Annotated in this window: 20 protein-coding genes; 8 read left to right on the top strand and 12 right to left on the bottom strand. The window is 68.4% G+C overall.

The window, feature by feature from the left end; translation table 11 throughout:
- Nucleotides 1-101: 101 nt before the first annotated feature.
- A complete protein-coding gene (locus VHW64_RS10120; RefSeq protein ID WP_329650420.1) occupies nt 102-746 on the bottom strand; it encodes a GntR family transcriptional regulator in 645 nt (214 codons plus the stop codon).
- A gap of 92 nt (nt 747-838) precedes the next feature.
- Here VHW64_RS10120 and VHW64_RS10115 point away from each other — a divergent pair, with 92 nt between their 5' ends.
- The 3 genes from VHW64_RS10115 to VHW64_RS10105 all read left to right on the top strand — a co-directional run bounded on the left by VHW64_RS10115 (nt 839) and on the right by VHW64_RS10105 (nt 4,494).
- Nucleotides 839-1,843: an amidohydrolase family protein gene (locus tag VHW64_RS10115; protein WP_329650419.1), complete on the top strand. Its 1,005-nt coding sequence runs from the start codon at nt 839-841 to the stop codon at nt 1,841-1,843.
- A 66-nt stretch (nt 1,844-1,909) separates the two neighbouring features.
- Nucleotides 1,910-3,037 carry a 5-methyltetrahydropteroyltriglutamate--homocysteine S-methyltransferase gene (locus tag VHW64_RS10110; protein ID WP_329650418.1) on the top strand — a complete coding sequence of 376 codons (1,128 nt, stop codon included), beginning with the start codon at nt 1,910-1,912 and terminating at the stop codon, nt 3,035-3,037.
- Nucleotides 3,034-4,494, top strand: a complete 1,461-nt coding sequence (locus VHW64_RS10105) for a benzaldehyde dehydrogenase (RefSeq protein WP_329650417.1) — start codon at nt 3,034-3,036, stop codon at nt 4,492-4,494. Before VHW64_RS10110 ends, VHW64_RS10105 begins: the two co-directional genes overlap by 4 nt.
- A 152-nt stretch (nt 4,495-4,646) precedes the next feature.
- Here VHW64_RS10105 and VHW64_RS10100 read toward each other — a convergent pair whose 3' ends face one another.
- Entirely contained in the window at nt 4,647-5,195 is a 549-nt protein-coding gene (locus VHW64_RS10100; protein ID WP_329650416.1) for a hypothetical protein, read from the bottom strand.
- Nucleotides 5,196-5,444: 249 nt separating this feature from the next.
- Here VHW64_RS10100 and VHW64_RS10095 point away from each other — a divergent pair, with 249 nt between their 5' ends.
- Both VHW64_RS10095 and VHW64_RS10090 read left to right on the top strand, forming a co-directional pair.
- Nucleotides 5,445-5,855, top strand: coding sequence for a TA system antitoxin ParD family protein (locus tag VHW64_RS10095; protein WP_329650415.1), 411 nt, complete (start codon nt 5,445-5,447; stop codon nt 5,853-5,855).
- 8 nt (nt 5,856-5,863) lie between these two features.
- Nucleotides 5,864-6,457, top strand: coding sequence for an AAA family ATPase (locus tag VHW64_RS10090; protein ID WP_329650414.1), 594 nt, complete (start codon nt 5,864-5,866; stop codon nt 6,455-6,457).
- Nucleotides 6,458-6,538: 81 nt separating this feature from the next.
- On the opposite strand, the gene VHW64_RS10085 is transcribed toward VHW64_RS10090, so the two are convergent.
- Nucleotides 6,539-7,789: a dihydrolipoamide acetyltransferase family protein gene (locus VHW64_RS10085; protein WP_329650505.1), complete on the bottom strand. Its 1,251-nt coding sequence runs from the start codon at nt 7,787-7,789 to the stop codon at nt 6,539-6,541.
- Nucleotides 7,790-7,809: 20 nt separating this feature from the next.
- Nucleotides 7,810-9,984, bottom strand: a complete 2,175-nt coding sequence (locus tag VHW64_RS10080; protein WP_329650413.1) for an alpha-ketoacid dehydrogenase subunit alpha/beta — start codon at nt 9,982-9,984, stop codon at nt 7,810-7,812.
- A 97-nt stretch (nt 9,985-10,081) separates the two neighbouring features.
- Between VHW64_RS10080 and VHW64_RS10075 the strand changes: the two genes are divergently transcribed.
- Both VHW64_RS10075 and VHW64_RS10070 read left to right on the top strand, forming a co-directional pair.
- Entirely contained in the window at nt 10,082-10,618 is a 537-nt protein-coding gene (locus tag VHW64_RS10075) for a VOC family protein (RefSeq protein ID WP_329650412.1), read from the top strand.
- Nucleotides 10,611-11,303: a GntR family transcriptional regulator gene (locus VHW64_RS10070; RefSeq protein WP_329650411.1), complete on the top strand. Its 693-nt coding sequence runs from the start codon at nt 10,611-10,613 to the stop codon at nt 11,301-11,303. The genes VHW64_RS10075 and VHW64_RS10070 overlap by 8 nt, the downstream gene beginning before the upstream one ends.
- A 17-nt stretch (nt 11,304-11,320) precedes the next feature.
- Here the strand turns inward: VHW64_RS10070 and VHW64_RS10065 are convergent, their stop codons facing one another.
- The 8 genes from VHW64_RS10065 to VHW64_RS10030 are packed head-to-tail and all read right to left on the bottom strand — an operon-like array spanning nt 11,321 to nt 19,632.
- Nucleotides 11,321-12,781, bottom strand: coding sequence for an NAD-dependent succinate-semialdehyde dehydrogenase (locus VHW64_RS10065; protein ID WP_329650410.1), 1,461 nt, complete (start codon nt 12,779-12,781; stop codon nt 11,321-11,323).
- A 22-nt stretch (nt 12,782-12,803) separates the two neighbouring features.
- Entirely contained in the window at nt 12,804-14,042 is a 1,239-nt protein-coding gene (locus VHW64_RS10060; protein ID WP_329650409.1) for a Xaa-Pro peptidase family protein, read from the bottom strand.
- Nucleotides 14,039-14,983, bottom strand: coding sequence for an NAD(P)-dependent oxidoreductase (locus VHW64_RS10055; protein WP_329650408.1), 945 nt, complete (start codon nt 14,981-14,983; stop codon nt 14,039-14,041). Before VHW64_RS10055 ends, VHW64_RS10060 begins: the two co-directional genes overlap by 4 nt.
- Nucleotides 14,980-15,765 carry an ABC transporter ATP-binding protein gene (locus VHW64_RS10050; protein ID WP_329650407.1) on the bottom strand — a complete coding sequence of 262 codons (786 nt, stop codon included), beginning with the start codon at nt 15,763-15,765 and terminating at the stop codon, nt 14,980-14,982. Before VHW64_RS10050 ends, VHW64_RS10055 begins: the two co-directional genes overlap by 4 nt.
- Before the next feature lie 2 nt (nt 15,766-15,767).
- Nucleotides 15,768-16,499, bottom strand: coding sequence for an ABC transporter ATP-binding protein (locus VHW64_RS10045; RefSeq protein ID WP_329650406.1), 732 nt, complete (start codon nt 16,497-16,499; stop codon nt 15,768-15,770).
- Entirely contained in the window at nt 16,499-17,575 is a 1,077-nt protein-coding gene (locus VHW64_RS10040) for a branched-chain amino acid ABC transporter permease (protein ID WP_329650405.1), read from the bottom strand. The genes VHW64_RS10045 and VHW64_RS10040 overlap by 1 nt, the downstream gene beginning before the upstream one ends.
- Nucleotides 17,572-18,450: a branched-chain amino acid ABC transporter permease gene (locus VHW64_RS10035; protein ID WP_329650404.1), complete on the bottom strand. Its 879-nt coding sequence runs from the start codon at nt 18,448-18,450 to the stop codon at nt 17,572-17,574. Before VHW64_RS10035 ends, VHW64_RS10040 begins: the two co-directional genes overlap by 4 nt.
- A 3-nt stretch (nt 18,451-18,453) precedes the next feature.
- Entirely contained in the window at nt 18,454-19,632 is a 1,179-nt protein-coding gene (locus VHW64_RS10030; protein ID WP_329650504.1) for an amino acid ABC transporter substrate-binding protein, read from the bottom strand.
- A 295-nt stretch (nt 19,633-19,927) separates the two neighbouring features.
- On the opposite strand from VHW64_RS10030, the gene VHW64_RS10025 reads away from it, so the two are divergent.
- Nucleotides 19,928-20,947, top strand: coding sequence for a LacI family DNA-binding transcriptional regulator (locus VHW64_RS10025; protein ID WP_329650403.1), 1,020 nt, complete (start codon nt 19,928-19,930; stop codon nt 20,945-20,947).
- Nucleotides 20,948-21,039 lie beyond the last annotated feature (92 nt).

The following is a 21,039-nucleotide window of genomic DNA, read 5'->3' as shown; positions in this document are numbered from 1 at the left end:
CAGACCCCTCGATCGGGCGTCAGCCCGTAGGCGGTGTGATCTCCCTGACCGTAACCCAGATTGTTCACAATATGAAGAACAATCTGACGCCCACCTGTCGATCAGGCCCGCATCGCCTCGATCACGCTCGCCACGTGCCGGCGCGCAGCCCGGTCCGCGGCCCCCGGGTCCTTCGCACAGATCTCGTCGATCAGCGCCAGGTGCTCGGGCAGCGACACCTGGGGCCGCCCGGGCCGCATCGCCAGCCGGAACTGGTGGCGCACGTTGCGAGCCTGCAAACCCAGCAGCACCTCGGTGGCCACGTGCTGGTCGGCGATGCGACGCACGGTGTCGTGCAGCTGGGCGTTGAGGTTGGAATAGACCGTCGGCTCTCCCGCGCCGACGGCCTGCGTCATCGCCGAGGCGATCGCGCGGAGTTCCCTGATGTCCGCCGGTGTCGCGTTCTCCGCCGCCTTGGCGGCGCACAGGCCCTCGACGACCATGCGCACCTCCATCAGCCGCACGGCCTCGTCGATCTCGATCATCCGCACCCGGGCACCGCGGTTGGCGACCCGCTCGACCAGGCCCGCCTGCTCGAGCTGGATCAGTGCCGTCCTGACCGCTCCGCGGCCCACGCCGTGCTCCTCGATCAGGTCGGCCTCCACGAGCCGCTGCCCTGGCGCGTAGGCCCCCGTCGCGATGCGCTCACGGATGGCGTCCGCGACCGAGCCCGCGTCAACGCGCCGTGGGTCCTCGGTGGAGCTCATCGGTCACATCCTTCCGAACGGCCGGCGCGGCCCGGAACCGTCACGTGGGCGTAGGTTGACCACAATATCGTCCACAATCGAGGCGGCGTCTCGTGATCATCGATTGTCACGGTCACTACACCACGGCCCCTGCCGTGCACAGGTCCTGGCGCGAGCGTCAGCTCGGGGCGTACGCCGCCGGCGTACACCCCGACCCCTACCGGCTGCCGTCCGACGACGACATCGCGGAGAGCCTGCGAGATCATCAGCTCCGGCTCGCCGCCCAGCGCGGTATCGACCGGACTCTGTTCTCGCCGCGAGCCTCGGCCATGGGCCATCATCGTGGCGACCTCGCGGTCTCTCGCGCCTGGGCGGAGGCGAACAACGACCTCATCGCCCGGGTCGTCGAGCTCTTCCCCGACGACTTCGCCGCCGTCTGCCAGCTCCCGCAGACCGCTGGTGAGCCGCTGGCCGCCGCGGTGGCCGAGGTCCGCCGATGCGCGGCGTCGGGCTTCGTGGGCCTGAACCTGAACCCGGACCCGAGCGGGGGCGCCTTCTCCGCCCCGCCGCTGACGGACCGGTACTGGTATCCCCTCTACGAGGTCATGGTCGAGCTGGGCATGCCCGCGATGGTGCATGTGTCCGCGAGCTGCAACCCCGCCCTCCACGCCACCGGCGGCTACTACCTGGCCGCCGACACCACGGTGTTCATGCAGCTGCTCGAGGGCGATCTCTTCGCCGACTTCCCTGACCTCCGGCTGGTCATCCCGCACGGCGGTGGGGCCGTGCCCTATCACTGGGGCCGCTACCGGGGTCTGGCGGACACGCTCTCCAAGCCTCCTCTCGGCGAGCACCTGATGCGCAACGTCTTCTTCGACACCTGCGTCTACCACCAGCCGGGCATCGACCTGCTGGTCTCCGTCGTCGACACCGACAACATCCTCTTCGGCTCGGAGATGGTCGGCGCGGTGCGCGGGGTCGACCCCGAGACGGGGCGCGGCTTCGACGACACCCGGCGGTACGTCGAAGCCGCGCCGCTCTCCGACGAGCAGCGAGCCGCGATCTACGAGGGCAACGCGCGCCGCGTCTACCCCCGTCTCGCGTTGTCAGGTTCCTAGCCGACATCAAGACCGAAGCGGCTCCGGGCGCCGGGCCACGACACGCGCGCGAGTACGCTGCGAGACATGGCAGCGCGCACGCTCCCACCTTTCCGCGCCGACCACGTCGGCAGCCTGCTGCGACCGGCGGCACTGCTCGAGGCGCGGGCGCGACATCGGGCCGGTGATCTCGACGACGCAGGACTGCGGGTGGCCGAGGACCGGGCGATCAGCGATGCGGTGGCCCTCCAGCGCGATGCGGGCATACGCACCGCAACCGACGGTGAGTTCCGTCGCACCTCGTGGCACATGGACTTCATCTACCAGCTCGAGGGCGTCGACCCGACCGATCAGAAGCTGGCAGTTCACTTCCGCAACAAGGCCGCCGCGCTCGACTTCGAGACCGCGGCACTGAGCGTCCACGACCGGGTGCGGCTCGGACACACGATCTTCGGAGACGCGTTGGAGTACCTGGTGGGCGTGACGACCGACGAGCAGGTGCCGAAGCTGACCATCCCCTCGCCGAACATGGTCCACTACCGCGGCGGCCGAGCAGCCATCGACGAGTCGGTCTACGCCGAGCTCGAGCCGTTCTGGGCCGACCTCACCGCGGCGTACGCCGAGGAGGTCCGCCGACTCGGGGAGCTCGGCTGCACCTACCTCCAGCTGGACGACACCAGCCTCGCCTACCTCAACGACCCCGAGCAGCGCGCGATGGTCGCGGCCCAGGGCGGGGACCCGGAGCACCTGCACGAGCAGTACGTCGCGAATGTCAACGCCGCGATCGCCGGCCGCCCGGATGGCATGCGGGTCACGACACACATGTGCCGCGGCAACTTCCGCTCGTCGTGGGCGGCCGAGGGCGGCTACGACTTCGTGGCCGAGGTTCTCTTCTCGCAGCTCGACGTGGACGGCTTCTTCCTCGAGTACGACGACGAGCGTTCCGGCGGCTTCGAGCCGTTGCGGTTCGTCCCCCAGGACAAGCAGGTCGTGCTCGGCCTGGTCACCACCAAGACTGGCCGGCTCGAGGACAAGGACGATCTCAAGCGCCGGATCGACGAGGCGTCGAAGTACGTGCCACTCGAACAGCTCTGCCTCTCGCCTCAGTGCGGCTTCTCGTCCACAGTGGAGGGCAACGAGTTGAGCGAAGAGCAGGAGCGGGCCAAGCTGCGGCTGGTCGTCGAGACGGCCGAGGAAGTCTGGGGTAGGTCATGACACTGCTCGAGGGCGTCGCGTGGGAGGGCAAGGTCTTCAAGGGCGGCGCATGGATCGATGGAGGCGGCGGCACGTACGCCGTCGTGGAGCCGGCCACGGGCAACGAGCTCGGGACGATGGGGCAGGCGGATGCCGAGGACGTGGCCGAGGCCGGCTCCTCCGCCGCGCAGGCACAGAAGGAGTGGGCGGCGCTCCCGCACACTGCGCGAGCGGCGGTGCTCCGCAGAGCTGGCGACCTGTGGGCCGAGCACGCTGACGAGATCCGCGACTGGAACGTTCGCGAGGTCGGCGCGATCCCGCCGATGGCCGACTTCGCCCTGCACGTCGCAGCCGAGGAGTGCTATCAGGCCGCCTCGTTGCCGGGGCAGCCGATCGGCCAGGTACTCCCCAGCGAGCAGCCCCGGCTCTCCATGGCCCGCCAGCTGCCGGCCGGCGTGGTGGCTGTCATCTCGCCGTTCAACGTCCCGATCATCCTCGGCATCAGGTCGGTGGCCCCGGCGCTCGCTCTCGGGAACGCCGTCCTCCTCAAGCCAGACCCCCGCACGGCGGTCACGGGCGGCACGGTGCTGGCGCGCATCTTCGAGGAGGCCGGGCTGCCGGCCGGCGTGCTACAGATGCTCCCCGGTGGCAAGGACGTCGGTGAGGCGATGGTGGCCGACCCGCACGTCCGCGTGATCTCGTTCACCGGCTCGACGGCGGTCGGCCGGTCGATCGGGGAGCTCGCCGGCCGACACCTCAAACGAGCTCACCTCGAGCTGGGCGGCAACTCGGCGCTGCTGATCCTCGACGACGCGGACGTCGAGAAGGCGGTCGGGCTGACCGGATGGGCGTCGTTCCTCAACCAGGGCCAGATCTGCATGACCACCGGCCGGTACTTCGTCGCCGACGGGATCTACGACGACTTCGTCGACCAGCTCGCGGCGAAGGCCGATCACCTGCCGGTCGGCGACCCCGCCACCGAGCAGGTTGCGCTCGGTCCGATCATCGACGAGCGGTCGCGGGACAAGATCCACGGCCTGGTCACTGGCAGTGTCGACCAAGGCGCGCGCCTGGCGGCGGGCGGGGAGTACGACCGGCTCTTCTACCGGCCGACCGTGCTGGCCGAGGTCCCCCTCACCTCGCCCGTCTTCACCGAGGAGGTCTTCGGCCCGGTCGCTCCCGTCACCCGAGTCTCCTCCCTCGAGGAGGCAGTGCGGCTGGCCTCCGAGAGCGACTACGGGCTGTCGCTCGGCATCGTCACCCGCGACGTGATGCGCGGACTGGCGCTCGCCGAACAGATCCCGACCGGCATCGTGCACATCAACGACCAGACGGTGAACGACGAGGCGAACGCCCCCTTCGGCGGCATCGGCGCATCCGGGCTGGGCCGGCTGGGCGGCGCGACGGCGAACATCGAGGCGTTCACCGAGACCCGCTGGATCACGATGCGAGGCGAGCCGGCGAGCTACCCGTTCTGATCGTCGTCGACGGGACGCAGACGTTCCCGCGGTCCAGCGGACGCCCCGACCTCGTCGAGAGGTGCGTCCTCCGTCAGCGCTGTGGCGGCCGAGTACCGCTACCGGTTGATGGGGCTGGCCGAAGACCACGTGCTGAACGATCCGTGATTGGTCTAGCAGTCTTCCCAGACGTACAGCTTGATCGCCTCCTTGGAGCTGAAGACCCCAGCCCAGGAGACCTTCGTCGACCCTGACGACGAGGACACCATCAGGAGGTCGTGTCGCGACCGAGCGGCGTACCAGATGTCGATGCTGTAGTCGCGCCTGATCTCCTTGATCGGCCCCTGCCAGGTCAACCTTCTCGGAAGTCGCCCCTGCGCCGCGCCGACGCTCTGACCGACGCGGATCCCGTACGGAAGCCGGACTTTGCCGTTGTAGGTGAAGATCGTGTCGATCTTCGGCCAGCGCGCGGTGTGGAACGTGACCTTCCGGTTGGAGAAGGTGCCGTACTCCGAGCAGTCTCCGTTGTGGAAGTCGTGGTGAGCCTTCTTGCCTAGCCGGTGGGCCGTCTTCTTGATGTCGTCACCCAACGACGCACCCTGTGAGCCCTTCCACGTGATGGTGACGCCGTGCCGTGCCGCTGACGCGGGGACCGTGACCGAGGCCAGGATCACACCGAGGATCGACATGAGGGCGAACAGCGCGCAGAGTCTGCGAGACATGGAGGGACGATAGATGCGTCGTCTGGATGTGTCTATCCATGCTCCAAGAACCTGAGCTGGCACCTGCGGTGCTGCTGGAGAGCTGCCCAGATCCGCACCCGGGCCGAAGATCTTCCTGTGCTTGGTGCCGCACGCACGCTTCAGTGTGTGGTCGCGAACCGGCGATCTCCTCGACCTGGCCAGGGCGCCGCATCCGCCATGTAGCAACCTGCTACACTAGCTGCGGATTGCAACTGGAAGGCCTGGGAGATGGCTCGGTCGAAGCCTTTGCACGAGGACAGGGTCACGCGGTTCTCCGCCGACCTCGTCGACGCCGCAACCCTAGAGGGCGCCCGACAGTCCCGCTCGGCCAAGCAGCAGCTCGATCACTGGGCGCGCGTCGGCCGCGCAGTCACCACCATCGCCTCTAGCCAACGCAGCCGCGTCGAAGCGGCCCTTGCCGGCCGCCTCCCCCTCGACCACCTCACCCGCGAAGAGTCCATCGTGGTGAACGCCGAGGTCACCGCTGCCATCGAGGAGAACCTCGCCGCCGTGCACTACGGGCAGACGCTCGCGGCCGGCGGCCTCACCACCGTCGCCCTCGACGACCACGGACGACTTGTCGAGCACCACCCCGACGGTTCGACCACCGTCCTCGACAAAGTCATCACGACGCACTGACGTAGATCTTGCGTCTCGACCTAGTCGTCGGCTCCAACGGTGCCGGCAAGACGACCTTCATCGAGCTGACGCTCGTCTCGTCGCTCCCACCAGGCACAGCCATCGTCAACGCCGACGCCATCGCTCGACAGCGATGGGGCACCGACCCCGAAGCCAAGTCCTACGACGCCGCGAAGGTCGCCGAAGCAACCCGGAACGCCCTCATCGAAGCGCGCCTACCGTTCGTCGCCGAGACCGTCTTCTCCCATGAGTCCAAGCTCGAGCTCATCGAGTCAGCCCAGCACGCCGGGTTCACTGTGGTGCTCCACATCCTCCTCGTCCCCGAGGAGTTGACCGTCTCCCGGGTCGAACACCGCGTCGCGGCAGGCGGGCATTCCGTACCCGAGACGAAGATCCGCGGCCGCTACGACCGGCTGTGGAGGCTTGTCGCCCAGGCCGCCCGCGGATGCGACCTCGCGACCGTGTACGACAACTCCGCGGACCGCGGCCCCCGGCCCGTCGCCAGAGCGGCCGGCGGCCTCGCCACGGGTGCAGCAGAGTGGCCGACCTGGACGCCGACCGACCTCCGCTACGGATGGCCGCCCGACCTTGGCGGCGACTGAGCCGAGGCTGTGAGGCGGCTCTCTTGGCAAGTGGCGTCACGCGCGCGAGCGAGACGGCCCCAGACGCTGCCGGCGACCACGTCAGCCGAGCAGACGTACGGGACTCTCGAGCAGCTCGACAAGGGTGGCCAGCCACTCGGCGGCCAAGACCCCGTCGACGGGTCGATGGTCGACCGAAAGGGTCACCCTCATCACCCGTGCCGCCACGACGGTGCCGTCCGCGACGACCGGCTCCTCGCGGACCGCTCCAACAGCCAGGATCGCGGCCTGCGGCGGGTTGATGATGGCGGCGAACTCCTCCACGCCGTAGCTCCCGAGATTGGTGACGCAGAGGCTGCCGCCCTCGAGCTCGGTCTGCTTCAGCGAGCCCGCGCGAGCGCGACCAGCCAGGTCGCGAATGCGGTCAGCGATCGCGCGCACCGTCAGGGAGGCGGCATCGCGGACGACGGGTGTCATCAAACCCTGCTCTGTCGCGACCGCCACCGCGATGTCGACAGACGCGTACCGGCGTACGACGTCGGGGCTCCACGTCACGTTCATGCCCGGCACCCTCTGGTGGGCGACCGCGGCTGCCCTCACGACGAGGTCGTTGATCGAAACCGTGGTGCCGGGCTCCTCGTTCAGCTCCGCTCTGAGGATGACCAGTCGATCGGCGCGCACCGTGGCCCGCAGGTAGAAGTGCGGCGCCGTCTGCACGCTCTCGACCAGGCGGGCTGCGATCGCCCGCCGGATCCGAGAGTGGGGAACCTCCTCGTAGGCGGCTCCAGCCACCTGCCTGGAGGGCGCCTGGGCAGATTGCGAAGCCGCGGAAGTACGACGACGGGTCAGCGCCTCCTCCACATCGCGGCGCAGGACGCGCCCTCGAGGTCCGGATCCCGGGATCTGCTCGACCGCAAGACCGCCCTGCTTGGCCAGCTTCCGGGCGAGCGGGCTTGCGAAGACCCTGCTGGCGACCGGCGCCCGCTGCTCCGCGGCCGGCACGTCCGCCGTTGCCGCCGCGGTGGCGGCCTGGTCACCCACCACCACGTCTCGACGCACCGCCAACGTGACGTCGGCGGCGATGCGGACTCCGAGAGACGTCAGCAGGCCGACGAGGTCGTCCACCTGCTCCCCCGGATCGCCGAGGACCGCGATCGGGTCACCTACCTCCACCATCGCGCCGGCGGGCACCAGGGTCTTGAGGAGGCGACCGGCGCCCTCCGCCTCGACCTCGACGGCGGCCTTGTCGGTCTCGACGGTGGCGACCGGCTCGAGAGCCTCGAAGTCCGCAGACTCCGCGACGAGCCACTCCGCGAGCACCGCTTGCGTGGCGTTCGCCGCGACGCCCGGCATCCTCAGCACCCGGGCCATCGTCAGTACCTGCCGATCTCGTCGAGCGCGAGCCTGACCTCTGCGGACTGTGCGATCGCGGCCCTCTCGAGAATGCTGCTGATGCTGGGCGAGGCCACTCCCCCGGTCACCCGACGTACCGGCGCGTCCAAGAGGTCGAAGTACCGGCGCTGGATCTCGTCGGCCAGCCACCCGCCGTACGACGTGCCGACCGCGCCCTGCTCGGCGATCAGAAGCTGGTTGGTCTTGGTCAGGCTCGACTCGATCGTCGACCAGTCGAGGCTGGCCCGGTCGAGCCAGCGCAGGTCGATCACCTCGGCGTCCACCTCGTGGCCCTCGGCGGCCTCCAGCACGTACGGCGTCATCCCGAGGTACGTCAGCACCGTCACATCGGCACCGTGGCGGCGCACGGACGCCTGTCCGACCGGCAGGCAGTAGTCCCAGTCGTCGACCGGTCCCGGACCCTCGGAGCTGTACAGGTCGACATGCTCCAGCACGACAACCGGGTCCTGACACCGCAGAGCGGTGTTCATGAGCCCGACGTAGTCGTACGGCGTGTTGGGCGCGACGATCCGCCACCCGGCCGACGTGGCGAAGACGCCCGCTGGGTCCATCGAGTGCTGGGAGCCGTAGCCGGTCCCCATGGCGACCTTGCTGCGCAGCACCAGCGGCACACCTCCCGCACCTCCGTACATGTGCCGGGCCTTGCCGATCTGGTTGAAGAGCTGGTCCGCGGCGACCCACATGAAGTCGGCGTACATGAACTCCACGACCGGGAGGTAGCGACCGTCTATGGCGATCCCGCCGGCGAGTCCGGCGAATGCGTTCTCGCTGATCGGGGTCCCCAAGATGCGTCCCGGGTACGCCGCGGCGAGGCCGCGCGTGGCGCCGTTCGTGCCTCCGTTGAGCCGGTGGATGTCCTCACCCATCACCACGATGCGGTCGTCGTCGGCCATGCGACGTCCCATCACACCGGCGACGGCGTCGATGAACTTCATGCTCTCGACGGCCACCGACGATCCCTTGGCCACGACGGGCGCACCGTCGAGCTCACCCAGGTCACCCAGGACCCCGACGTCGACCCAGGACGGGTCGGGCCACTCGGCAGGCTTGATCCTGCGCTGGCCGGGCTTCCCGTCCGGGTCGTCCTCGAGCAGGACGTCGCCTATCTCGGCCATCACCCGCCGGGCCTGGCTGACTGCCTCGCGCGACTCCTCCGCGGAGAGTAGGCCCAGTCGTTGCAGCTGGCCGGCCGTCTGAACGAGTGGGTCGCGGTCGCGCCACGACCGCTCCTCCGCCTTGTCGCGGTAGCCGAACGCACTGCCGGCGAAACCGCCGTTCTGGTGGAAGAAGCGGTAGGTGTCGGCCTCGACGACCGTAGGCCCGCGACCTCGCCGCATGTGCTCGACGGCCTCGGTCATGGCCAGGTGGACGGCCAGCGGATCCATCCCGTCGACGGACCAGGCCGCGATGCCGAACCCTGGTCCTCTCGCGGCCAGCCGGGGCTCACCAGTCGCCTCGTTGACGTTCGTGGAGACGGCGTAGTGGTTGTTCTCGATGAAGAAGCAGACCGGGAGATCCCACGCCGACGCGAGGTTCATCGTCTCCAGGGTGGAGCCGATGTTGATCGCACCGTCTCCGAAGTAGCTGACAGAGACCGCGTCCGTGGCGGCGTGCTGACGCGCCCAGGCGAACCCTGCGGCCTGCGGGACGCCCCCTCCGACGATCGCGTTGGTGCCCATCGCGCCTGCTTCCTTCCACTGCAGGTGCATCGACCCGCCCCGACCATGGCTCCAGCCGCGGTCGAGCCCGCAGATCTCGGCGAGCGTGCGCAGCAACACCTGGCGTAGGTCGTCGCCCGGGGCTTCCAGGGGATCCAGGCCCTTCGGCTCGATGTGGTGCAGGGCCTTGGCGAGGAACTGGTGGTGGCCGCGATGGGAGCCGTTCACAGCATCCTGGGTGGTCAGGGCGAGGACCGATCCCACAGCGCCACCCTCCTGTCCGATGCTTGAGTGCGCAGGACCGTGGATGAGGCCGGCGCTGGCGAGCTCCAGCACGTACTGCTCGAACGCACGGATCCACACCAGCTGGGCGTAGATCGTGCGCAGCAGACCGGGATCGGCGGCGTCCCAGTCGCTGTCGGTCGCTCTGATCTCGACCCAGGGGGACGACGGTTCCATCGGTCGGTGCTCGGGCATGCGGTCTCCTTGGTCTACTTGACGATCTCACACGATTGGATCCAATTTCTACATGTGGACGGCGGAAGCTTCCTCGGTTGACGGAAGATTCGCTATCTTGGGATCCACTAAGGGGGTGGTGCACATGGCGATGCCGGGCCTACGTCGCTTCGACCACGTCGGGTTCACGGTGCCCGACATCGAGCAGGCCCACCGGTTCCTGGTCGAGGTCTTGGGTTGTGAGTACCTCTACACGCTGGGTCCCTTCGAGCCTGACGGCGACTGGATGGCCACCCATCTCCACGTCCACCCCGACACCCGCATGCTCAACCGGTGGTATCGCTGCGGCGACCAGGCCGTGTTCGAGGTCTTTCATTACGACTCGCCTGACCAGCGGTACGCGGTACCGCGGAACAGCGACATCGGTGGCCATCACGTCGGTCTGTACGTCGATGACCTCGACGCGGCGATCGCGCACGTGAAGGAGGCCGGCGTGACGGTCTTCGACGGTCCGACAGCCAGCCGGGGCGCGGCGCTCGGCAACCGGTGGATCTACTTCCTTGCTCCCTGGGGCATGCAGTTCGAGCTGGTGAGCTATCCGGGCGGGAAGGCCTGGGACCGCACTCACCCACGAGACACTGGCCCTGATGACTGACCCACCCGAGGGGAGCGTCCCTCACTTCCCCGGCGCTGAGGGCGGTGCTGCGTCCGGCCGCGTCGCGTCGTACGTCCGCGACCTGATCCTGCGTGACGAGCTCAGGCCCGGCGATCGGATCCGGCAAGAAGACATCGCCGAGCGCCTCGGGATGAGCCGGGTGCCGGTGCGTGAGGCACTGCGCATGCTCGAGGCCGAGGGCCTCACCGAGCACGAAGCCAACAAGGGTGCCCGGGTGCCCCGGCTGTCGATGCACGAGCTGGACGTGGTCTACCGCATGCGCGAGCGACTCGAGCCGCTGGCCCTGGCCGAGAGTCTGCTCGCCCTCGACGATGAGGACCACGCCCGCCTGGAGGACGTGCAGCGACAGATCGAGGCGAACACCGATCTCGATAGGTTCCTCGAGCTGGACCGCGACTTCCACCTGGGCACCTACTCGGGGTGCCACATCGACCCGCTGAACGCGATGGTCACCCGCTTGTGGAACTCGACCCACCACTATCGACGTGCGTACGTCGCGCTCGGAGGCCAGGACCGGATGTGGGTGGTGAACTTCGAGCACCGACTGCTCCTCGACGCCGTCGTGCGACGTGACCCCACCGACGCCGAGAGGTTCCTGGAGGGTCACATCCGTCGTACTCGGATCGAGCTGGGAAGGCATCCCTCGGTCTTCGCGGACTCCTGAGGAGTCACTGCTGGCGATCACCAGGTCACGGCGACGTACTTGGACTCCAGGTAGTCCAGCATTCCCTCATGACCGCCCTCACGACCGAGGCCGGACTGCTTGGTCCCGCCGAAGGGGGCGGCCGGATCGGAGACTAGGCCGCGGTTGAGCCCGACCATCCCCGACTCCAGTGCCTCACTCACTCGGAGCCCGCGAGCCAGGTCGCGGGTGTAGACGTAGGAGACCAGGCCGAACTCGGTGTCGTTGGCCAGGCGGATCGCCTCCGCCTCGTCCTCGAAGGCGACGATGGGCGCGACCGGACCAAAGATCTCCTCGCGCAAGATCGCGGCGCCGTGCGGCACGTCCGCGAGCACGGTCGGCTCGAAGTAGTAGCCCGGGCCGTCGGGGCGCGCGCCGCCGGTGACCACGCGGGAGCCTGCGGCAACCGCTCCTCGCACGAGGTCGTCGACCTTGGCCACCGTGTCCTGGTTGACCAGCGGCCCGACCTGGGTGTCGTTGTCGGTGCCAGGCCCGACCCGCAGGGCCGCCATCCTCTCGGCCAGCCGGGTGGCGAACTCGCCGGCCACATCGGCGTGCACGAAGAACCGGTTGGCTGCGGTGCAGGCTTCTCCGCCGTTGCGCATCTTGGCGACCATGGCTCCGTCGAGCGCAGCCTCGAGGTCGGCGTCCTCGAACACCACGAACGGGGCGTTCCCGCCCAGCTCCATCGAGCAGTTGACCACCTGGTCGGCGGCCTCCTTGAGCAGGATCCGGCCGACCTCCGTGCTGCCGGTGAACGACAGCTTGCGCACCCGCGGATCGTGCAGCATCGCCGACACCACGGCGCCCGAACGACGGGCCGGCAGCACGTTGACGACGCCGGCCGGTACGCCTGCGTCGTGGAGGATCCTGGCCATCAGCAGGGCGGTCAGCGGGGTGTCGCTGGCCGGCTTCAGGACGACGGTGCAGCCGGCCGCAAGGGCGGGCCCGATCTTGCGGGTGGCCATCGCAGCGGGAAAGTTCCACGGGGTCACCAGGACCGCGATCCCGACCGGTTGGCGGACGACCATGATGCGGTTGGCCCCCGACGGCGCGGTCATCAGCTCGCCAGATGCTCGCACGGCCTCCTCGGCGTACCACCGGAAGAACTCCGCGGCGTAGGCCGCCTCACCGCGTGCGTCGACCAGTGCCTTGCCGTTCTCCAGCGAGATCAGGTGGGCAAGCTGGTCGGACCGCGCGGTCATCAGCTCGAAGGACCGGCGAAGGACCTCAGCCCGCTCGCGGGGCGCGGTCGCCGCCCAGCCCGCAGCGGCCGCGTGCGCGGCGTCCACAGCCGCGATCGCGTCCTGCACCGTGCCATCGGCCACCGCGGTCAACACCCCTTCGGTCGCGGGGTCCACGACGTCGAAACGGCCGCCGTCGGAGGCTGTCCTCTCCTCGCCCCCGACCCACAGGTCCAGCGGCAGGTCGGGGAGCTGGTCGAGGCTGAAGTCCGCCACGGCAGAGGTCCTTTCAGTCGAGTCAGTAGGGGTTGGTGACCATGAGGGTCTGCGCCGGGAACAATGTGATTACCTGGGGCCCGTCCTCGGTGATCACGATCTCCTCCTCGATCCGGGCGGCCGAGAAGCCGTCGGATGCCGGACAGTAGGTCTCCAGCGCGAAGACCATTCCGACCTGGAGCTCGACCGGCTCCTTCATCGAGTTCAGGCGCGAGATGATCGGCCGTTCGTGCAGGCCGAGGCCCAAGCCGTGGGCGAACTGGAGCCCGAAAGCCTCCATCTCGCTGGCGAAACCGAATTCCTCCGCCTTCGGTAGGAGCGCCGCCACCTCGTCGGTGCCGACGCCGGCTCGGATGCCCTCGATCCCGCGGTCCATCCACTCGCGCGCCCGGTCGTACGCCGCGCGCTGGGACGCCGTGGACGACCCCACCGCGAAGGTCCGGTAGTAGCAGGTCCGGTATCCGTTGTAGGAGTGGATGATGTCGAAGAACGCCTGGTCGCCCGGTCGGACCAGCCGATCAGTGAAGTTGTGGGGGTGCGGGTTGCAGCGCTCCCCCGAGATCGCGTTCACGGCCTCGACCTGGTCCGAGCCCATCTCGTAGAGACGCTTGTTGGCCAGTGCGACGATCTCGTTCTCGCGGACGCCGGGCTTCAGCGCCTCGGTGATGTCCTGGTAGACGCCGTCGACCATCGCCACGGCTTGGGTCAGGAGGGTGATCTCGTCGCGAGACTTGATCACGCGGGCGTCGAGCATCAGCTGTTGGGCATCGACGACGGTGAGCCCCTGACGCTGCAGCTCGAACAGGAACGGCGGCTCCACGATGTCGACGCCGACAGGCTGGTCCGCGACCCCGGCCTCGACCAGCAGCGACTTGATCTCTGCCACCGCGGCCTCCATCAGCCCGACCGAGGGCGCGACCGCACCGCGAAAGCCGAGGAAGCCGGCCCGATAGTTCTCCCTCGGGACCCACTGGGAGTAGAGCTGGTGATGCTTGACCGCCGATCCGAAGTCCCACAGCACGGGGTCCTTGCCGCGCGCGAGCAAGGCGTAGCGGATCATCTTGTCGCCGAGCGCCCCGCCGATCCAGGTATGCGTGGTGTAGCGGATGTTGTAGAAGTCGAAGAGCAGGAAGGCGCCGCACTCGCTTGCCTCGAGCGCCGTACGCGCGCGTCCTAGGCGGTAGTCACGAAGCCTGACGAAGTCGAGCCGGTCCTCGTAGTCGACCGCCATGTGGCCCGGCGCCGGCATCGGCCGGTTCACCGCGTGCCTCCCCCGGACAGGCCGTCATCGACCGCCACGTCCTCCGGCTTCAGCACAAGCCCGGAGGCGCGGGCCTGCAGGTCCAGCAAGATCGCGAAGTCCTCCTCCACCCGGCCGGTCGAGACGGCTGCCTGGACGGCCGCAGCCGCGGCGGCCGCGACGGGCATCGGTACGTCGAGGTCGTGGCCGGCGGCGAAGCCGAGGTCGAAGTCCTTGCGGAGCAGGACCGGAGTGAAGGTGGGCGTGAAGTCGAGGTGGACGAACGCCGGTGACTTGTAACGGGTGAACGTCGACCCCATCACCGAGTCGTTGAGGAACTCCAGGAACGCCGCCCGGGGAACCCCGCCCTTCTCAGCCAGGACGGTGATCTCCGCCAGGCACTGGGTGACGACTCCGAGCATCACGTTGTGGCAGATCTTCACCAGTCTCGCCAGATCGCCCTCACCGACAAACGTCGCTCCCTTGCCGAGGTGGCCGAGGAGCGGCGCGACCCGGAGCCAGGTCTCCTCCGGACCCGAGACGACCAGCGTGAGCATGCCAGCAGCCACCACCTTGCCGTTGCCGCTCACGGGTGCGGCGAGGAAGTCGACCCCACGCTCGGCGCAAGCGGCGCGCATCGCGGCGGACGTCTCGTTGTCGACGGTGGAGCAGTCGACGACAGCGCCTGGCACGTGCCCGGGATCGGCCAGCAGACCATCCGCACCGGTGAGCACCTCCACCAGGTCGGCCGGGGTGGAGACCATCGTGAAGACGACGTCGAGCCCCCGCAGGTCCGCAATGGTGTCGGCGACCTTGCAGCCGGCGTCGCTGAGTGCCTCGGCCTTGGCTCGCGTGCGGTTCCAGACGGTGACGTCCTCGCCGGCCCGGGCCAGTCGGCTCGCCATGGCGGCGCCCATCCGGCCGGCGCCGATCCAGCCGACCGTGATCGTGTCCGTGGTCATCGGGCTCCTTCGGGAGGCAGAGCGACTGGGTCTTGGGCCGTGACGGGCCCTGAGGTGACGCTGACGGCGCCGGCACCGAGGTAGAGGCGGGCGACCTCCGGGTCGGTCAGGAGGCTCTGGCCCGTGGCGGTCAGCCGGACGAGGCCGCCCTCGAGTACGGCGCCGAAGTCGGAAGCGGCCAGCCCCGACCGTGCGTTCTGCTCGACCAGGAGCACCGTCCGACCGTCCTCTGCGAGTCGCCGGATGCTGGCGAAGACGGCTTGACGTGACTTGGGATCGAGCCCGATGGAGGGCTCGTCGAGCAGGATCAGGGCAGGGTCGAGCACCAACGTGCGGGCGAGCTCGACCTGCTTCTGCTCCCCACCCGACAGGGAGCCGGCATGGTCCTTGGCGCGGGTGGCGCAGATCGGGAACACGTCGGCAGCGGCGTCCATGCGGCGACGTACCGCCTTCTGGTCCTTCATGACGTATCCGCCCATGAGCAGGTTGTCCCAGACGGTCATCGCGGGGAACAGGCTGCGGTCCTGAGGTACGTGGACGACGCCGCGGAGCAGCCTGGCGCGAGGCGACAGCCGGCCGATGTCGGCGCCTTGGAAGACCACCGAGCCCGCACGGGGTCGGATGAGGCCGCTGACAGCCTTGAGCACGGTGGACTTTCCCGCACCGTTGGGGCCGATCAGGCAGGTCACGGTGCCGGCGGTCACCTCGAGGTCGACACCCTTGAGGATGTCTCCGGCTCCGTATCCCGCGCGTACGCCGTGAAGCGACAACAAGGCGTCCATCCTCAGCTCCCCAGGTAGGCGTCGAGGACACGGGTGTCCGACTGCACCGCGTGAGGCGGGCCAGCGAAGATCTCGTGCCCGCGGTCCAGTACCACGACCGGGTCGCACAACCGCATCACGAACGGCATGTCGTGCTCGACGATCAAGAACGTGACCCCTGCTCCGTGCCGCTCCCGGATGTGGTGCTCCATCGTGGCGATCATCACGGGGTTGACACCGGCGGTCGGCTCGTCGAGCAGGACCAGCCGGGGCTGGCTCATCAGCACCGCCGCGAACTCCAGGAGCTTGCGTTGGCCGTAGGAGAGCTCAGAGGCGTAGAGGTCCGCAACGTGGGACATCCGGAACTCCTCCAGGAGGACCGCGACCCGCTCACGGTCTGCTCGGCTCAGCCGCCGACCGAACAGCTGCCGCCAGGAGTAGCCGGCCGCCACTGTGAGGTTCTCCTCGACGGTGAGCTGCGTGAACACCCGCGCCTGCTGGAAGGTGCGGGTCAGGCCGCGGCCGTAGAGCGACCCCGACGCCGCGCCGGTGACCTCGCGACCGCCGAACCGGACGTGGCCGCCGTCGGGAGACAGGTAGCCGGTGATCATGTTGAACAACGTCGTCTTGCCTGAGCCGTTCGGGCCGATCAGGGCTGTGATCGAACCGTCCTCGACCGCGAAGGAGGCCGAGTCGACCGCCCGCAGCGACCCGAAGGACTTGGTGAGGCCCTCGACCTCGAGCAGGGCGGCCATCATCCTCGTCCGTTCGCGGCGGTCATGGACTGTCCGAGGCCCGGGGAGTGCGCCGGCGGGTCGACCGGGTCGTCCGCCCCGGGGGCCGGTTCCCCGCCGTCGACGACCGAGCGACGGCGACGTCGACGCAGCAGATCTTGGACCGACGGCACGATTCCCTGAGGCATCAGCAGCATGACCACGAGGAAGACCAGCGCGTAGGCGATCAGGTAGAACTGGCTGCCCCCGAGGGTGTAGGCGAGGGTCTGCTGGGTTGTCTCCAGCAGCAGGGCTCCGATGACCGGGCCCCACAGCGTCGCCCGCCCACCGAGGAAGGTCATCAGCACGATGGCGATGGTGACCAGGGGATCCACCGCGAACTGCGGGTAGATGTAGCCCTCGTAGTAGGCCCAGACGCCGCCCACCATCGCGGTCAGGCCGACACTTACGGAGAACGCGAGCAGCTTGACACCGAGCACCCGTACGCCGATGCCGCGCGCCTTGTCCTCGTCGGCGCGGATTGCTGCCAGCGACAGACCGAACTTGCTGCGCATGGCGCCGTAGCTGATGCCCATCGCCACGGCGAGAAGCCCGAGCAGCACGAAGTAGAACGGCCGCTCGAACGTCGCCAGCGGGAACGGCGGGACCGCGATACTGAGCCCTTGAGCCCCGTGGGTCAGGCCACGCAGGTTGAAGGCGAGCGTTTGGGTCACGAAGAGCAGGGTGATGGTGACTATGGCGAACACGTCGGCTCGGGTCCGCATCGCGATCGCTCCCACGCCCAGCCCCACGAGCCCGGCGAACAGTCCGATCACCGGCAGGAACAAGAAGGGCTCATAGCCCGAGTGCAGCGTCCGGTGCTCGAACCACAGGTTCATCGAGTACGCACCGATCCCGAAGAAGGCAGCGTGGCCGAGCGAGGGGTAGCCGGCGAACCCGCCGACCAGGTTCCAGGCGCTGGACATGACGGCGTACATCAGGGTGAAGACCAGGATGTTCAGGATCCAGTGGGCTGGGGTGAGCCACGGCAGGACGCCCAGCACCACGAAGAAGCCCACCCCGCGCACCGTCCCGAGCAGAGAGCGCGGCGACCTCATATGGCGCCCCGCGCCGTGGTTCCGAACAGACCCTGAGGACGCACCAGGAGGACGAGCAACAGGATCACGAAGAACGTCATCTCCGACCAGCTGGGCGAGATCGTCGCGGCTACGACCGCGGAGCTGGTCGAGACGATGAGGGCGCCCACGACGGCGCCCCCGATGCTGCCCAGCCCACCGAGTAGGACGATCGAGAGCAGCCGCGAGATCAGGTCATAGTGACTGCCGGAGTTGAACGGGTAGAGGAGACCGTAGATGGATCCGGCGGCTGCAGCCGTTGCTGCTCCCAGACCGAAACCGATGGCCGAGACCCGATCAGACTCGACGCCGAGGAGACGGGCCGACTCGGGGTTCTGCACCGTCGCACGGATCGCACGTCCGAGCCTGGTCCGGTTGAGGAGCAGGTAGAGGATCCCCAGTGCCGCGATGCTGAGCAGGAAGGCCCACAGGCGCACCAGCGTGATCTGGTATCCCCCCACACTCCAGCTGCTGTTGGCGTAGCTGGTGTTGATGCTCCGCACAGACGTGCTCCACGTCACGCTCATGATGCCCTCCAGCAGGAGCGCCACCGCGAACGTCACCAGCAGACTCAGCTCCGAGCGGTCCTCAGCGCGCAGGGGACGGAGGAACACCAGCTGGACGACGACGCCGAGCACGAACATCACGACGGTGGTGGCCGGGATGGCCAAGAGCGGATCGATGCCGAAGGACGTGAAGAGCTGGTAGGACAGGTAGGCGCTGAGGATCACCATGGCGCCCTGGGCAAGGTTGACGACCTTCATGACTCCGAAGATCAAGGTCTGCCCAGAGGCCATGAGTGCGTAGACGCCGGCAGTGAGGATTCCGAGGATGAGACCTTGGACGAGAGCGTGCACAGGTCAGCCGCCCCAGCTCGGCTTGACCGCCAGCGGCTTGGCCTGGGCCACCGAGCTGGGGTAGACGGGCAACAGCTTCCCGCCCTGCCACTGGACCAGGTTGAAGGTCCCCGTCGGTGAACCATTGGCCGACCAGGCGAGGTTGCCCAGGATGGTGGGCCAGCTGCCGCTGTGGAGCGTGGAGATGATGGTGGCGTTGTCGATCTTGCCGGTTTTGGCGGCGACGGCCTGGACGAGCTGCCCCACGGCGTACGCCTCCGCGCTGCTGTCGTCGACGGTCTGCGCGCTCCCGCCGAACTTGGCGACGTACGCCTTGGTGAACGCGGCGCTGCCGGTGGCGGTCGAGCCCGGGAACCAGTCGGCGGAGGAGAAGATGCCGCTGGTGTTCCCCTTGCCGACCTTGTCGGGGAACTCCAGGGGGGAGTTGGCGCCGTTCGACTGATACATGAACTTCGGGTTGTAGTTGAGCTGGACGAGGCTCTTGACCATCGAGTAGGCGTCCTCGCTCTGCGTACCCCCCACGATCACGTCGGGCTTCGTGGCAGCAAGAGCAGCCATGACCGGTGAGAGGTCCTGCGTCTCGGACGGGTATACCTGCTTGTAGACGGTCTTGATGCCGGCTGCCTCGAACTTGGTGCGGATGTTCTCCGCGATCGGCGCCGAGAACGGGTCGTCGAGCTCGGCGTACGCCGCGGTCTTGGGCCGCTCGGATGCGGGCAGCGACAGGATGTACTGGGCGAACACATCGCCCGACTCCGTGGTGGGCGCGGGCTGCACGAAGAAGAAGTCCTTCAGGTTCTGCGCGAACACATCTGGCCCGCCACCTGCCGGGGCCAGGAAGGCGTAGCCGTAGCGCTCGGCGACGCGGGACGCGGGAATCGTGAGCAACGTCGAGAACGGACCGAAGGTCAGGTCGACGTGGTCCTTGTTGATGAGGTTCTGATAGTTGGTCACGACCTGAACCGGACTCGAGGCGTCGTCGACGATCTTCAACTGGACCTTGCGCCCGAGCACTCCACCCTGCGCGTTCACCGTGTCGGCCCAGAGCTGGTAGCCGCGCTCGACGGCCTTGCCGGAATCCGAGAAGTCACCGGTCAGTGACACGGACGCACCGATGACCAGGGGCGCCTTGGATCCGGAGCCCGTCCCTGAGCTCCCGCTCCCTGACCCACATCCGGCCATCAGCAGGGCGACCGCGCCGGCTGTCGCAACGAGGACCGACTTTTGCAGCAAACGGTTGCGCAGAATCACGGTTCGACCCCTTGATCAGTGTGGAAGCGGGAAGACATTCACGGGACCAACAAGATGCCCGTATCTATCTTCACAAACGATTGCGGTGAGCATGGCCCCGCGGATCAGTGTGTGTCAAGGAGGGACGGGCGCGTGCCTCACTCTCGAGGGTGCCAACCTCGTGCTGGCGCCGCAAAGGATTGCGGTCCGACGCCCTGGTAGTGGCTACAGCCACTACTGTGCCCGCATGCAAAGGGTTCGACTGGTCGATGTTGCGCGTGACGCCGGGGTCCATCCGGCGACCGCGAGCCGCGCACTCAACCCAGCGGTGGTAGGCGAGGTGAGCCAGGCCACCGTCCAGCGTGTCCGCCGGTCAGCGGACAAGCTCGGCTACGTACCCAACACCCTGGCCCGAGGATTGCGCACGTCACGCTCGTACGTCGCCGCTCTGGTCATCCCCGACATCACGAACGCTCTCTTCCCGCCTATCGTGCGAGGGGCCGAGCAGGTGCTCACCGAGGCCGGCTTCACCCTGGTCCTGACCGACACCAACAGCGCGACCGAGGTCGAGCGGAGCCAGATCGCGTCTCTGCGCGCCCATGGGGTCGACGGTTTCATCGTGGCCACCGCGAGCTGGCATGACCCGCTCCTCGATGAACTGGCGACCGAGGGGTTCCCCACAGTGCTGGTCAACCGGCGTTGCGCTACGTCGGCGCTCCCCTTCGTCGGCGGCGACGACCAGCAGGGCGTGCGTCTCTGCGTCGAGCACCTGGTCGGTCAAGGCCACCGTGACATCGTCCATCTCGCCGGGCCGTCCAACACCTCGACCGGACGTGAGCGAGCCGACGCCTTCCGTGCCGCGATGCGAGACCACCGCTTGTCGGTCCGTCAGACGGTGATCGAGTGTTCGGCGTATACGGAGCAGGCCGGGGCTGCGGGGGCCGCCCGCCTCATGGCGCGGCGCCGGCCATTCACCGCGGTGGTCGCCGCCAACGACCTGGTGGCGCTCGGAGCCATGGATGCGCTAGGCAGCGCTGGAGTCACATGTCCCCGGGACTACTCGATCACGGGGTTCAACGACCTCGCCTTCATGGACAAGCTCACTCCGGCGCTCACCACCGTGCGAGTGCCGTTCACCGAGATGGGCGCCCATGCGGCTCGACGGCTCCTGGAGTGGATCGCCGACCAGCCACCTACGGCAACCCAATCCATGCTGCCCGTCGAGCTGGTCGTGCGCGGAACCACAGGCGCTCCACCCGTCGACTAGCCTGTCAAGGAGCGGGTCTCACCTGCGGGTACGGCATCGGAGGCATCGGCCGCGCGGAGCTGGCTCACATCGCTTCCTGAGCGTGAAACGCC

The organism is Nocardioides sp., from assembly GCF_036267815.1.
In the GTDB taxonomy this organism is placed as follows: domain Bacteria; phylum Actinomycetota; class Actinomycetes; order Propionibacteriales; family Nocardioidaceae; genus Nocardioides.
This window is presented reverse-complemented; position numbering and strand designations above follow the sequence as displayed.

Coding starts and splice junctions, on each gene's coding strand:
- VHW64_RS10120 (WP_329650420.1), bottom strand. CDS start 746: ATGAGCTCCACCGAGGACCCACGGCGCGTTGACGCGGGCTCGGTCGCG.
- VHW64_RS10110 (WP_329650418.1), top strand. CDS start 1,910: ATGGCAGCGCGCACGCTCCCACCTTTCCGCGCCGACCACGTCGGCAGC.
- VHW64_RS10105 (WP_329650417.1), top strand. CDS start 3,034: ATGACACTGCTCGAGGGCGTCGCGTGGGAGGGCAAGGTCTTCAAGGGC.
- VHW64_RS10100 (WP_329650416.1), bottom strand. CDS start 5,195: ATGTCTCGCAGACTCTGCGCGCTGTTCGCCCTCATGTCGATCCTCGGT.
- VHW64_RS10095 (WP_329650415.1), top strand. CDS start 5,445: ATGGCTCGGTCGAAGCCTTTGCACGAGGACAGGGTCACGCGGTTCTCC.
- VHW64_RS10085 (WP_329650505.1), bottom strand. CDS start 7,789: ATGCCGGGCGTCGCGGCGAACGCCACGCAAGCGGTGCTCGCGGAGTGG.
- VHW64_RS10080 (WP_329650413.1), bottom strand. CDS start 9,984: ATGCCCGAGCACCGACCGATGGAACCGTCGTCCCCCTGGGTCGAGATC.
- VHW64_RS10070 (WP_329650411.1), top strand. CDS start 10,611: ATGACTGACCCACCCGAGGGGAGCGTCCCTCACTTCCCCGGCGCTGAG.
- VHW64_RS10055 (WP_329650408.1), bottom strand. CDS start 14,983: ATGACCACGGACACGATCACGGTCGGCTGGATCGGCGCCGGCCGGATG.
- VHW64_RS10050 (WP_329650407.1), bottom strand. CDS start 15,765: ATGGACGCCTTGTTGTCGCTTCACGGCGTACGCGCGGGATACGGAGCC.
- VHW64_RS10045 (WP_329650406.1), bottom strand. CDS start 16,499: ATGGCCGCCCTGCTCGAGGTCGAGGGCCTCACCAAGTCCTTCGGGTCG.
- VHW64_RS10040 (WP_329650405.1), bottom strand. CDS start 17,575: ATGAGGTCGCCGCGCTCTCTGCTCGGGACGGTGCGCGGGGTGGGCTTC.
- VHW64_RS10030 (WP_329650504.1), bottom strand. CDS start 19,632: ATGGCCGGATGTGGGTCAGGGAGCGGGAGCTCAGGGACGGGCTCCGGA.
- VHW64_RS10025 (WP_329650403.1), top strand. CDS start 19,928: ATGCAAAGGGTTCGACTGGTCGATGTTGCGCGTGACGCCGGGGTCCAT.